The 13,629-nt window shown below is 56.3% G+C and carries 12 protein-coding genes; 9 read left to right on the top strand and 3 right to left on the bottom strand.

Annotated elements, in window-relative coordinates; all coding sequences use genetic code 11:
- Positions 1 to 9 precede the first annotated feature (9 nt).
- Positions 10 to 876 carry an urea carboxylase-associated family protein gene (locus tag RUA4292_RS11940; RefSeq protein WP_199520006.1) on the top strand — a complete coding sequence of 289 codons (867 nt, stop codon included), beginning with the start codon at positions 10 to 12 and terminating at the stop codon, positions 874 to 876.
- Here the strand turns inward: RUA4292_RS11940 and argE are convergent.
- The gene (gene argE / locus RUA4292_RS11945; RefSeq protein ID WP_058277771.1) at positions 873 to 2,030 is read right to left on the bottom strand and encodes an acetylornithine deacetylase; all 1,158 of its coding nucleotides are present in this window, start codon (positions 2,028 to 2,030) and stop codon (positions 873 to 875) included. The genes RUA4292_RS11940 and argE overlap by 4 nt on opposite strands.
- Complete coding sequence (locus tag RUA4292_RS11950) at positions 2,027 to 3,211, bottom strand: M24 family metallopeptidase (protein ID WP_058277772.1); 1,185 nt, start codon at positions 3,209 to 3,211, stop codon at positions 2,027 to 2,029. Before RUA4292_RS11950 ends, argE begins: the two co-directional genes overlap by 4 nt.
- A 195-nt stretch (positions 3,212 to 3,406) precedes the next feature.
- Here RUA4292_RS11950 and RUA4292_RS11955 point away from each other — a divergent pair, with 195 nt between their 5' ends.
- From RUA4292_RS11955 to RUA4292_RS11985, 7 genes are all read left to right on the top strand, one after another.
- Positions 3,407 to 4,552 (top strand): M24 family metallopeptidase, encoded by a 1,146-nt coding sequence (locus RUA4292_RS11955; RefSeq protein WP_058277773.1) that lies wholly within the window; start codon positions 3,407 to 3,409, stop codon positions 4,550 to 4,552.
- The gene (locus RUA4292_RS11960; RefSeq protein WP_058277774.1) at positions 4,549 to 5,256 is read left to right on the top strand and encodes a maleate cis-trans isomerase family protein; all 708 of its coding nucleotides are present in this window, start codon (positions 4,549 to 4,551) and stop codon (positions 5,254 to 5,256) included. The genes RUA4292_RS11955 and RUA4292_RS11960 overlap by 4 nt, the downstream gene beginning before the upstream one ends.
- Before the next feature lie 149 nt (positions 5,257 to 5,405).
- A complete protein-coding gene (locus RUA4292_RS11965; protein ID WP_058277775.1) occupies positions 5,406 to 6,497 on the top strand; it encodes an ABC transporter ATP-binding protein in 1,092 nt (363 codons plus the stop codon).
- A gap of 111 nt (positions 6,498 to 6,608) precedes the next feature.
- Complete coding sequence (locus tag RUA4292_RS11970; RefSeq protein ID WP_058277776.1) at positions 6,609 to 7,700, top strand: extracellular solute-binding protein; 1,092 nt, start codon at positions 6,609 to 6,611, stop codon at positions 7,698 to 7,700.
- 66 nt (positions 7,701 to 7,766) lie between these two features.
- Positions 7,767 to 9,038, top strand: a complete 1,272-nt coding sequence (locus tag RUA4292_RS11975; protein WP_058277777.1) for an ABC transporter permease — start codon at positions 7,767 to 7,769, stop codon at positions 9,036 to 9,038.
- A 5-nt stretch (positions 9,039 to 9,043) separates the two neighbouring features.
- Entirely contained in the window at positions 9,044 to 10,255 is a 1,212-nt protein-coding gene (locus RUA4292_RS11980; RefSeq protein ID WP_058277778.1) for an ABC transporter permease, read from the top strand.
- A 161-nt stretch (positions 10,256 to 10,416) separates the two neighbouring features.
- Complete coding sequence (locus RUA4292_RS11985; RefSeq protein ID WP_058277779.1) at positions 10,417 to 11,637, top strand: aminopeptidase P family protein; 1,221 nt, start codon at positions 10,417 to 10,419, stop codon at positions 11,635 to 11,637.
- A 21-nt stretch (positions 11,638 to 11,658) separates the two neighbouring features.
- Here the strand turns inward: RUA4292_RS11985 and speB are convergent, their stop codons facing one another.
- On the bottom strand, positions 11,659 to 12,633 hold the full coding sequence (gene speB / locus RUA4292_RS11990; RefSeq protein ID WP_058277780.1) for an agmatinase: 975 nt from the start codon (positions 12,631 to 12,633) through the stop codon (positions 11,659 to 11,661).
- A 150-nt stretch (positions 12,634 to 12,783) separates the two neighbouring features.
- On the opposite strand from speB, the gene RUA4292_RS11995 reads away from it, so the two are divergent.
- Complete coding sequence (locus tag RUA4292_RS11995) at positions 12,784 to 13,626, top strand: glycosyltransferase family 25 protein (protein WP_158507022.1); 843 nt, start codon at positions 12,784 to 12,786, stop codon at positions 13,624 to 13,626.
- Positions 13,627 to 13,629: the final 3 nt, after the last annotated feature.

Raw genomic sequence — 13,629 nt, forward strand, 5'->3', positions numbered from 1 at the left:
GAGGGGCGCATGAAACTGACAAAACCAAACTTCCCATCACCGGCCGATACCGCCGAGCGCAAGGCCATTGCCCCTGTAATATGCTATCCGCCGGATGCGCTGAAGCAGCCTGATCTGAACGGTTTGAGCAAGCTTCGCGAGGATGCGGTAAAGGTGGCCGAGGTCACTGCGGCGCCACGCGATGCGGCATGCATTGATGTTCCGGCTGGCGCTTTCGTCAGGGTGGTTTCGGTCGATGGCCCTCAGGTCGGTGACCTGAACATGTGGAATAAGCATGACCTGACTGAGCGGTTCTATTCCGGCAAAACCCGTGCGCTGCATGGCACGCATCTGTCTACCGGCGACCGGATGTGGTCGAGCTTTCCCAACATGCGACCGATGGCGACGATCATTGCCGATACTCTGGACTGGTATGGGTTCGATACCTATGGCGGATCGGTCCATGACGTGATTGGCACACGGTGTGATCCGTATACCGGGCGTTTGCTGTCGGGGGATGACTATCACTATTGCTGTCATTCGAACCTGACCCGCGCGCTGGCCAGCTATTGCGACCTGCCACTGCATGAGGCCGAAATGCTGGTGCATGACGTGCTGAACGTGTTCATGTGCACTGGATTTACCCGCGATACCGGCCAGTATTTTATGAAGGCCAGCCCAGTACGACCCGGCGATTATCTCGAGTTCTACGCTGAGATTGACCTGATCGTTGGTCTGTCTGCGTGTCCCGGCGGGGATTGTTCATCGGAACATTCTTCGGATGCCGCTGCCTGCCATCCGCTGTTGATGGAGGTCTATGACCCCGGCGAGAAAGCGCGTACGGCGCATGTGCAACCGGATCGATCAAAATATGACCGCTCCCATGGATGCAGCTAACGGGTGAGGCGATGACCTAAGCGGGTTAGCATTCTGCAGCACATGTCCAACTGTTCAATCTCGAGGAACTCGTCCGCCTTGTGGGCCTGTGCGATTGAACCTGGCCCGCAAACGATCGCGTGAACGCCAAGCTTCTGAAACAACCCGGCCTCGGTCGCAAAAGCGACAACACCTGTACCGTTGGCTCCGGTCAGTTCGGCCACCAGATCACGGGCTGCGTTTTCTTCCATCGGCTCAAGGCCTTCGACCTCGGCGATAGCCTCTTGTGTGATGTTCGAGTCGCTGTGGACCGCTTGCATCTCCGGTAACAAGGAATGCTCCACGTAGTCCGCAAGGGTCTTTTTGACGAGGTCGGCGTCACTTGCCTGCACGGGTCGCATCTCCCACAAAACCTCAGCCTTGCTAGCTATGACGTTATGGGCAACGCCCCCAGAGATTTGGCCGATATTGACCGTCGTCCAAGGCGGCTCGAACCGGCTGTCGGCGGGTGCGCGGGACTTGAGGATATGGCGCAGCTCCAGCAGTTTGCTGATGTATCGCGCGGCATACTCCGCAGCATTTACCCCGTCATCGGGGGCAGAGCTGTGTCCCTCTAACCCGGTAAAACGGGTCGTACATTCAAAGCAGCCCTTATGACCCTCAATCACACGCATCTCGGTCGGCTCACCGATGATGGCGATGTCCGGAACGATGCCACGTTCAGACAGGTCGTCGACTAGGGTTTGCGCACCAAGGCAGCCGACTTCCTCGTCGTAAGTAAAGGCAAAGTGCAGCGGCTGGGTCAGCTTCCCGACATCCAGTGTTTCGCCGAAAGCCACCGCCGCAGCGATAAAGCCCTTCATGTCGCATGTGCCGCGACCGTAGAGTTTGCCGTCACTTTCCGCCAACTTAAACGGATCTGTCGTCCAGTCCTGATCGGCCACCGGCACCACATCCGTATGGCCGGACAGAAGGATACCACCGGGTTGATCGGGGCCGATCGTGGCAAACACATTGGCCTTGGTGCCAGTCTTGTCCCGCGTGACGATACATCGCGCGCCCAGTGCCTCGAGCCGTTCGGTCAGATAGCTGATCATTTCCAGATTCGAATCTGCTGACACCGTCTCAAAAGCGATCAGGTCCGCTAATAGTTCTAGGGTTCTCGGTAAGGTCATGGCTTTACAAACAGCTTTCTGGGGCGGTTGCAGAAACACTCGGCAGGTCCGGATTCTGTGATGAGGATCGGCTCAGTGATCTCCAACCCCCAATCATCCATCCAGAGGCCGGGCATGAAGTGAAAGGTCATGCCAGGTTCCAGCACTGTCTCATCCTCGGGGCGCAGGGATATCGTGCGTTCACCCCAGTCCGGCGGATAACTCAGGCCAATCGGATACCCGCATCGCGCGCCGCGCTCGATACCCGCCCGTTCCAGCGGGGCAGCCAGAGCAAACGCGATATCACGCGCCTGATTGCCGGCACGCGCGGCTTCTAGTCCCGCCTCAAGCCCTTCTACCAGGGCGGCTTCAGCACGAAGCAAATAGTCAGGTGGCTTACCCAAAAAGACCGAGCGGCAGAAGGGCGCGTGGTAACGGCGATAGCAGCCTGACAGTTCGAAAAATGTACACTCTCCGGATTTGAATGGTTCACCATCCCAAGTCAGGTGCGGTGCAGCGGCATCCGGGCCGGACGGGAGCAGCGGCACAATGGCTGCGTAATCGCCCCAATCCTCGCCAACTCCGGTGACTGCGTCATGGTAGATTTGCGCGACGAGGTCGTTCTTGCGCATACCCGGTTCGATGCGCTCCAATACGCCGTCGGTCACATGCTCGGATATCCGGGCAGCTTTTCGCATTAGCGCAATTTCCTCATCGGATTTCACGGCACGCTGCCAGTTCACCAATGTGTTTGCGTCGACCAGCTCTGCGTCGGGCAACTCCGCCAGCAAAGTCAGGTGCGCTTTGGCTGAATAATAATAATTGTCCAACTCGACACCGATCCGCCCCTTCGCGATACCAGTATCCGCAATCAGCGCTGCCAGATCCTGCATGGGGTGACGCACGGTGGATTGTACGTATTCGTCCGCATAGCCGTGGATCCGGTCATTGGACATCCAAACAGTTTTACGCGCGCCGTTGGCATCCTGATTTCGGCCCCACCAGATCGGGTCGGCATCCTGAAGCACAAGTACCCCTTGATGCACATAGAACGACCAGCCCTCATAGCCCGTCAGCCATGCCATGTTTGAAGGATCTTCGACAAACAAAGCATCCAACCCGGCGGCTGCCATGGCGGCGCGGGCCTTTGCCAATCTGCGGTCGTACTCGGCGCGGCTGAATGCCGGATCTGAATGGGGCATTTTAGGCTCCTGCCTTGGGCGAGTTTTGTTGACAGAACTTGACGAATGCGATCACGTCAATGGGCATCACGGGAAAGACACCAAATTGAGAATCTCACCTACCCCCCATCGCGGCGGCCAAAAGCTGATCAATGGCACTTGCTTGAGAATTGACGCAGACGCGCAGGTTATCCGCTTTTTCTCTGAGGTCACGGAATGAGGGGGTTTGACACATCTGAGTTCGCAGCACGAACGGAACGCGCGCAAAACAAGATGCAAGCCTCTGGTCTGTCGGCCCTGTTGCTGACGACGGAACCTGAGGTCCGATATTTTACCGGCTACCTGACGCGGTTTTGGGAAAGCCCAACACGGCCCTGGTTTCTGATTGTACCTGCCAGTGGCAAGCCGATTGCGGTGATCCCTTCGATCGGGGCCGCGCTTATGGCCGAGACATGGCTCGACGATATCCGAACCTGGGCTGCGCCGGATCTGGCCGACGATGGCATTAGCCTTTTGGCTGATACACTTCGCGAGGTGACGCCCGACGACGCAAAGATCGGACTACCAGATGGGCATGAAACGCATGTCAGGATGCCGTTGGCAGACCTTCGACGTCTGCAACAGACAGTCGGTCAGCGAGACCTTTGCGGCGATGAAGGGATCGTACGCGCGCTGCGGATGGTGAAATCATCAGCGGAGATTGCAAAGATTGAAACGGCATGCGCCATCGCTGGGCGTGCCTTTCAGCGGGTGCCCGAAATCGCCAAAGAAGGCGTGGCGCTGGATGCTGTGTTCCGCGGGTTTCAAATGCTGTGCCTGGACGACGGGGCCGATTGGGTTCCATACCTCGCGGGCGGTGCGGAACAGGGTGGCTACACCGATGTGATTTCCCCGGCATCTGATACGCTGCTGCAGCAAGGCGATGTCTTGATGCTGGACACCGGCCTGGTTTGGGATGGGTATTTCAGTGATTACGACCGCAACTGGTCAATAGGGTCCGCGAACGCGCAGGTTAAGTCAGCCTACAGTGCTTTGATTGAAGCATCGGATGCGGCATTCGAGATTGCGCGCCCGGGCGCCACGGCGGCTGACTTGTTTCAGGCGATGAACTCTGTGCTGTCGCGCCACGATGCTGACACTGGGGCAGGGCGTTTGGGGCATGGATTGGGTATGTCTCTGACAGAATGGCCGTCCTTAATACCAACCGACCACACAGTTTTGGAATCAGGCATGGTCTTGACGCTTGAGCCGGGCATTGCCGTGGGCGGAAAGATCCTTGTCCACGAAGAAAACATCGTCATAACCGGAGAAGAGCCCCGCTTTCTTAGCCCTCGCGTTGGTATGGAGTTGCCCGAGATATGACGCGCTTACCTTATACAGTTGATGCAGATGATCCCGCCATGCCCCCAATGGGTCTGATCGTCTTGCAGACAGACGAGACCCTTGAGCCGGAATTCAACGCGTATTTTTCTGATCGTAGCTGTCCGATTTACGTCTCCAGAATTCCCAGCGGCAAAGAGGTGACGACAGATACTCTGGCGGAAATGGAAACCGCGTTACCTGCCGCTGCCGATCTGTTGCCCAAGACCCGACCATATCGTGTGGTCGGTTATGGCTGCACCTCTGCCAGCTCGGTCATCGGCTCGGATCAGGTCGAACAAATGGTTCAAAAAACTTGCACGGCAGCGATTGTTACAAACCCATTGCGCGCGGCCTCGGCCTGCGCCCACGAACTTGGTGTAGCAAAGTTCGCACTTTTGTCGCCATATATCGAAGAAGTGAACGATCCCTTACGCAATGCATTTTCGCAAAATGGCATCTCGATGGATGTTTTTGGCACCTTCGGCGAAGCCGAGGAAGCCAAGGTTGCCCGAATTTCCCAAGATTCTCTGATCGACGCTGCGATGAATCTTGGGCGGGACGATTCGGTTGAAGCTATTTTTCTAAGCTGCACGAATTTAAGAACTTTTGATGTTATCCCGATTGTACAGGAACGCCTAAAAAAACCGGTGCTTTCCAGTAATCAAAGCCTTGCGTGGCACATGCGAAAGTTGAATTCCGCCTGAAAACTCGGCTGCTTCCTTTCTAATAGTTACCCACGTGTCATATTTTGGTTGCGTGCCGCACCCTGCATGTCCTTAAATGGCCTCGACAGGTCTTTGAGATCCGGATGAACCGGGCAAGCAGGGACCGCACAGGGGAGACTAATCGGTAAATGTCTAATGACGCAGCGTTCGTCGAGTTTCAGCATGTCCAAAAATCCTATGATGGCGAGATCCTTGTTGTAAAAGACCTTAACCTTTCGATGCCGAAGGGTGAGTTTCTTACAATGCTTGGGCCCTCAGGGTCCGGCAAGACAACTTGCCTGATGATGCTGGCCGGGTTTGAAACAGCCACACATGGCGAGATTATGTTGGACGGTCGACCGATCAACAACATCCCACCGCACAAACGCGGTATCGGCATGGTATTCCAGAACTACGCTTTGTTCCCGCACATGACAGTGGCAGAAAACCTGTCCTTTCCGCTGGAAGTGCGGAATATTGGCAAGGATGCGCGAGAAGAAAAGGTCCGCCGAGCGCTTGATATGGTCCAGATGGGGGCCTTTGGCAGCCGTCGACCTGCGCAATTGTCCGGGGGGCAGCAACAGCGGATCGCCCTTGCGCGCGCGTTGGTTTTCGAACCCGAGCTGGTTCTGATGGATGAACCGCTGGGTGCACTCGACAAACAGCTGCGCGAACATATGCAATTTGAAATCACGCGTCTGGCCCATGAACTGGGGATAACGACCGTCTACGTGACCCACGATCAGACCGAAGCGCTGACAATGTCGGATCGCGTTGCGGTATTCGACGATGGGCGCATTCAACAGCTTGCGCCGCCGGATCTGCTGTACGAAGAGCCGGAAAACAGTTTTGTTGCCCAGTTCATTGGTGAAAACAACACATTGGAAGGCGTTATTAAGTCAATCAACGGCGATGAATGTGTTGTGGCGCTGGATGACGGATCTGAAATTGACGCCAAGCCGGTCAATGTCCACGCGGCAGGTGATCGGACCAAAGTGTCAATCCGGCCTGAGCGGGTGGAATTCAACAAGGATCGTCTGCACGCCGATGCGCATACTCTGAAAGCAACGGTGAAAGAGTTCATTTACATGGGCGACGTCTTCCGCTTCCGTTTGTCGGTTGCCGGGAATGATGATTTTATCATCAAGACGCGTAACGCACCGGACGCTATCAGGCTGTCGCCGGGCCAGGAAGTCGAGATCGGCTGGCTTGCGCGCGACTGCCGGGCATTGGACGCCTGATCAGGAATTACCCCGCTCGTGTCACCAATATGTGCGGGGAAAGGCATGCGTGGGTTACCCCGTGGCCCAACCGCAATGACAAAGATTAACGGGAAAAACAGGGAGTTAACGATGAAAATTACCAAAACCACTCTTATGGCGAGTGCGATTGTGGCTGTTGCCGGCGCCGCGTCAGCCGAAGAGATGACGATCGTCTCTTGGGGCGGAGCCTATTCCAAGTCGCAGCTGAAGGCCTATCACGAGCCCTATTCAGAAAAGACCGGTGTCACCATCCTGAATGATGACAGCTCGGCCGAGGCGGTTGCCAAACTGCGGGCCATGAACGAAGCTGGCAACGTTACCTGGGATGTTGTTGACGTTGTTGCGGCGGACGCCATTCGTCTTTGTGACGAAGGTCTGGCGCTGGAAATCGACTTTGACACCCAGCTGGCTCCGGCGCCGGATGGGACGTCTGCCTCCGACGACTTCGGCGATCTACTGGTCAGCGACTGCTTTATTCCGCAGATCGTGTACTCGACCACATTCGGCTATCGTACCGATCTGGTCGGCGATAACCCTCCGACCGAAATCTGCGCAGTGTTTGATCTGGAAAACTACCCTGGCAAACGTTCGCTGGAAAAACGTCCGATCAATAACATGGAATGGGCGCTGCTATGTGATGGCGTTGCCAAAGACGATGTTTATGACGTTCTGGCGACCCCGGAGGGGCAGGATCAGGCTCTGGCCAAGCTGGATACCATCAAGGACAGTGTTGTCTGGTGGTCCGCAGGTGCAGACACGCCTCAGCTGCTGGCAGATGGCGAAGTCATCATGGGCTCAACCTATAACGGTCGTCTGTTCAGCGTGATCGAAGAGCAGAAGCAGCCCGTTGCCATGCTGTGGGACGCGCAGGTATTCGATCTGGATGGCTGGATCATTCCCGCCGGTCTGAGCGAAGAGCGTCAGCAGCGCGCCTTGGACTACATAATGTTCGCAACAGACACGCAGCGTCTGGCGGATCAGGCCAAGTACATCTCGTACGGCCCGGCACGTGCGTCTTCGGCACCGCTGGTTGGTCAGCACGCCGATCTGGGTATCGACATGGCACCACACATGCCGACTGATCCGGAAAACGCCAAGAACACGTTCCTGTACAACTACGAGTTCTGGGCTGACTACCGCGACGATATCGACGCGAAATTTCAGGCATGGCTGGCAAAATAAGCCGGTTCTGAAATACACGGCCGGGGCCGCCATTGGCCCCGGCTTACCTAAGACCAAGGGACGCAGATGACTGACGCTACTCAATCCGGCCCGATGCTTGCTGCCGATGGCACGCCGCTGAAGAAATCTCTGGCGCGATCCTTGCGCCGCCGAAAACTTCGGGCTTTGGCTCTGATTGCGCCCTTGCTGCTATTTGTACTGCTGTCCTTTGTGATCCCGATCGTTTCGATGCTGTTCCGCTCGGTTGAGAACGGGATAGTGTCCCAAACGCTTCCCCTTACGGTGGTCGAGCTGCAGAATTGGGATGCCGAAAGCGGAGAGCTACCGGATGAGGCGCTTTATGCGGCCTTTGCCAAAGATATGGTCGCCGCAATTGACGCAAAAGAACATACGAAACTGGGTTCACGCCTGAACTACGAACAGACAGGGATGTCCTCGATGTTCAGGCAATCGGGACGCAAGATCAAACGATTGGACCCAGAAGCTGACGCTCCGTTCAAGGAAAAGCTGATCGAGATTCACGACGGCTGGGGGGATGTGAATATCTGGCGCGTGATTAAGACGCATGCAGTGCCGATCACCAATGGGTACTTTCTGAACGCCGTTGATATGCAGCGCACGCCAGAAGGTGCGCAGGCCCAACCCGAAGATAAACGTATCCTTATCAAGCTGTTCGGGCGGACCTTGTTCATGTCGCTGATTATTACTGGCTCTTGTATTCTGCTGGCCTATCCGATCTCATACCTGCTGGCCAATCTGCCGATGCGCGTTTCGAATATGCTGATGATTTTGGTGCTGCTTCCGTTCTGGACCTCGCTGCTGGTGCGTACATCAGCGTGGAAAGTGATGTTGCAACAGCAAGGGGTGATCAACGAAACGCTAGTCTGGTTGGGGTTTGTTGCCGATGATGCAAGGCTGGTGATCATCAACAACCAATTCGGCACGATCATCGCAATGACGCACATCCTACTGCCGTTCATGATCCTGCCAATGTATTCGGTCATGCAGACGATCCCGCCGACTTACACGCGCGCAGCGAAATCCATGGGCGCAACAAACTGGACGACCTTCTGGCGGATTTATTTCCCTCAATCTATTCCGGGCATCGGCGCGGGGTCGATCCTCGTGTTCATTCTAGCGATCGGCTACTACATCACGCCCGAGATCGTAGGCGGCACTAAAGGTGTTTTCATCTCGAATCGGATTGCCTATCACATCTCGTCGTCACTTAACTGGGGGCTGGCAGCGGCGCTGGGGACAATTTTGCTGGCGGTCGTTCTTCTACTTTACTGGTGCTACGACAAGATCGTGGGCATTGATAACGTCAAGCTGGGATAAAGAATATGGCTGCACTTACACCAATATCCCGCAAACCGTTGTCGGTGGTTCTGCCGACTGTCGCAATCGCCGGAGGGTTCCTGGGCATGTTCGTCGGTGCCGGGCAGGACAATGTCCTGCTGGGTATTGTGATCGGTGCTGCACTGATGGCAGGTCTGGCGTGGTTGTACATCAACGTGCTGGACAATGAACGCGTCGCACGTTGGATCACGATCCTGGGACTTGCTGCAATCGGGTTTTTCTTTGCGGGTATCACGGGCTTGATCGTTGGACTTTTGGCGGGATGGTTTTTTGCCTTTTTCATCTTCTGGCTCTACGAAGGGCGCTATCGCCAAAAACTACTGCCATACATGACAGCAGGACAGGTGTTATGGCACTATACTTTCCGGGTGATCTGTGGGGCGATCTTCGTGTTCCTGATCACGCCGATCCTTGTAGTTCTGCCTCTGTCGTTCAATGCGCAGGACTTCTTTACCTTTACACCGGAAATGCTGCGTCTGGACCCCGAGGGGTACTCGCTAAAGCACTACCGTGACTTCTTCACCAACAATGAATGGCAGCGCAGCTTTAAGAACTCGCTGATCATTGCGCCAATTGCGACTGTCATTTCGGTGACCTTGGGCACTCTGGCGGCGATAGGTCTCAGCCAGTCGCATGTTCCGGGGCGTCGAGCCATCATGGGCATTCTGATTTCGCCGATGATCGTTCCGCTGATCATCTCGGCCACGGGTATGTTCTTTTTCTACAGCGACATCGGCCGCTTTTTGGAAGGTACGCTGGGTATGAACAAGAACTTCGTCGGCTATGTGAAAGTCGTGCTGGCCCACGCGGTTCTGGGGATTCCCTTCGTCATAATCACGGTGACCGCAACGCTGGTCGGGTTTGACCAATCCCTGACGCGGGCTGCTGCGAATATGGGTGCAGGTCCGGTGCGGACGTTCTTCAAGATCCAGATGCCGCTGATTTTGCCGGGTGTAATCTCGGGCGGATTGTTTGCCTTCATTACTTCGTTTGACGAAGTTGTGGTGGTTCTCTTTGTCGGATCAGCTAGCCAAAAGACATTGCCTTGGCAGATGTTCACAGGCCTGCGTGAACAGATCAGCCCGACCATTTTGGCCGTTGCGACCATCCTTGTCGTGATCTCGATCGCGCTGCTGACCACGGTCGAACTGCTGCGGCGGCGGTCTGAACGCCTGCGGGGTCTCACCCCAGCTTGACGCGACTCAAAAGCTGATTTAGCGATTTCACCATGTACCCCCGTCACGATGGCGTCGTGACGCAAAGCGGGGTGCATGGCTCTCGGATCCCGAGGCCGCTCGTCCTGAACGCCGGGACTTGTGGCCGGGCGATGCCAGTCCGGCGTTGAGGAGAGTCAAAGATGAAAGATCTGAACAACCGCCCCGAGTTTTTCACCTGCCACAACGGTGACAAAGCGCCGTTGCCATTCAGCCGGGCTGAATACGACCGTCGCCTTGCCAGCCTGCGCGCGACCATGGCGGCACGGGACATTCCCGCAGTTCTGCTGACGTCGATGCAGAACATCGCTTACTACTCGGGCTTCCTGTACTGCTCGTTTGGTCGCCCCTATGGCTGTGTTGTAACGCAGGTTGCCTGTACCACGGTTTCGGCCAATATCGACGCCGGGCAGCCCTGGCGCCGGTCGGTCGAAGAGAACGTGATCTACACCGATTGGAAGCGGAACAATTACTGGCGCGCTGTAGCCAGCCTGATCAGCTCTGCCCGCCGGGTCGGTATCGAGGGTGACCACATGACCCTGGCAATGCGCGACACGGCGCTGGACATGTTGGGTGGGCCGGAACTGATCGATATCGCGGCTGATACGATGGCTGCACGGATGGTGAAATCAGCCGAAGAGATCGAATTGATCAAAGGCGGCGCGCGTACTGCGGATGTTGGTGGCGCGGCTATCCACGCCGCGATCCGTGAAGGCGCGACCGAGATCGAGATCGCGATGGCCGGGCGTGACGCGATGGAGGCCGAGATTGCCCGTGCCTATCCGGATGCCGAATACCGCGACACTTGGGTTTGGTTTCAGTCAGGCCTGAACACGGATGGCGCACATAACCCGGTCACCAAGCGCGCGTTGGAAAAGGGCGATATCCTATCCCTGAACACTTTCCCGATGATTTCAGGTTATTACACAGCGCTGGAGCGCACTCTGTTCTTAGGCGAACCCGACGCCGATAGCCTGCGCATCTGGAAAGCCAACGTTGCCGCGCATGAGCTGGGTCTGAGCCTGATTAAACCCGGCGCGACCTGCTCGGGGATCTGCGAAGAGATCAACCGCTTTTTCGCTGACGAAGGCCTGCTGCAGTACCGGTCCTTCGGGTACGGCCACTCTTTCGGTATCCTCAGCCACTATTACGGGCGCGAGGCGGGGCTGGAGCTGCGCGAGGATATCGATACGGTTTTGGAACCGGGCATGGTCGTTTCAATTGAACCGATGCTTTGGATTCCGGAAGGTCAGAAGGGCGCAGGCGGATACCGGGAACACGACATTCTGGTGGTCGAGGAAACCGGTGCCGAAAACATTACCGGCTTCCCCTATGGCCCTGAACACAACACGATCAGTGCATAATTGATCTGGCAGGAAGGGCGATCAGCCCTTCTTGCCACGTTCGTGAAAGATGAATCCGATGAAGTTCAGCAGAACCTGAGCCGCGAGAATCTGCGTGCTCTCGGTCGGGTCGTAATTCGGAGCCACTTCGACCAGATCGATCCCGACTACGTCTCCGCGTTTCGCAAGCCCCTGAATTATCTCCAAGACATCATAGTACTGGAACCCGCCGTGGCTGGGCGTTCCAGTGCCAGAGGCGATGGACGGGCAGAATGCGTCGATATCAATCGTGACATAATACCGGGCGCCTTCCGGGATGCGCGCCAACACGCCATCTGTACCGAGCTTGCGCACCTGTCGCACGGACAGAATGTCAGACCCACGGGCGCGGGCGTCTTCATATCCTTCTTTGGCGGTTGACGACACGTTCCGGATGCCCAGTTGCGTCATGCCCGAAACATACGATTTTTCAATTGCGCGCCGCATTGGGTTGCCGTGTCCGGCGGTCACGCCATGCCGTTCGTCCACGAAATCCAGATGCGCATCAATTTGCACGACGTGGATGGGTCCGTTTTTCTCGCAATCCTTTTCGAAAGCGTTGATGCACGGGATGTTGACCGAGTGATCTCCACCGATAGTGACGGGCAGGGCGCCTGCGTTCAGCATCTTTTCCACACCAAACTGAATGTTCGCGTGGCTTTCTTCGGTTTTGGTGTGGATGATATCCGCGTCACCGATATCGACCATCCGGACGGACGCATCCAAGTAAGTAGCATCATCCTCGTGATCATACGCACCGGCGTGTCCAAAGCTGAACAGGGTCGATGCCTCTCGCACCGCCCTTGGGCCGAAACGCGCGCCCGAACGCCATTGCGTGCCGAAATCAAAAGGGGCTCCCATGATGGCGACGTCGGCTTCGATTTTGTCCCAATCCTCGACATACGGAGCTTTGCCAAAGGTCGATATACCCACAAACGGCAGGTTCAGGCGACCGCCGGAATATCCATGAGACGTCATTGCAAGAATCCTGTTTATTGTTTTCCCAGCGCAGCTTAATCGGGACTTCTAAATCAGGATAGGCGAAACTGGATACATATTGCTCAAGCGCGGACTTGATTGTCCGCCTTGCCAGTGTGTATCTGGCGTAACTGCTTGAAAGGAAACACCGTGGGACGTCACGAACTGCCACCAGAGACGGGTGCCTTTTTTATCAATCTGGATCGGGTCCCAGTGCGCCGTGACTTCATGGAAGCGCAGTTCAATCATGCAGGCTTGGTGGGTGCCATCCGGTTTGGCGCGACGGATGCCCAGAAACCCGGAGTTGTGGACGCCAGCGGCTATGTTGCCGGATCGGGCAGTCGCTGGGGATTGACGCAAAGCGAAATCGCCTGTTTCGAAAGCCATCGCGCGGTTTGGCAGGCGGTCGTGGATCAAAACCTGCAAGCGGTGGCCATTTTTGAAGATGACGTCGAAATGTCCATTCAGGCAGGATCTGTGATTTCAGCGCTGATGGCGGCCCCAGATGCCTTTGACATGGTGAAACTGGACTATTCCCCCAAATCTCTTCGTTTTGGGCCAGAGACGCGTATCGCAGGCGTCACCGTCCGGCCCATGTTGGAGATGGCCCCGAGTGCGGCCGCCTATGTGCTTTCTCAGCGGGCCTGCCAGAAACTGCTGAATTGGTCCGAAAAGTATTCGGATCACCTGGACGATTTCGTCTCCATCCCACGGTCGGATTGGCGGATGTATCAGTGCTTTCCGGCTGTTGGGGTGCAGATGATCTGGTCGAAACAACAAGATCACGCGGTCAAAGAGGTGAAGGTCAGCGAACGATCCCAAGACCAGAAAACCAACAGCGGGCTGGATAAGGGGCCGCTTTGGTTCCGCCTTCGGCGGGAATTGGTCGCGGCGCGGCGCAAGCTGTATTGGCGCGTGGGGGGGCAGACGCGATTGCTGGAACAGGGGGGATACGTCGGGTTCATCCCCTGCGCCGACGATCTGAGCGTGTGAATT

Origin of the sequence: Ruegeria atlantica (assembly GCF_001458195.1) — a bacterium.
In the GTDB taxonomy this organism is placed as follows: domain Bacteria; phylum Pseudomonadota; class Alphaproteobacteria; order Rhodobacterales; family Rhodobacteraceae; genus Ruegeria; species Ruegeria atlantica.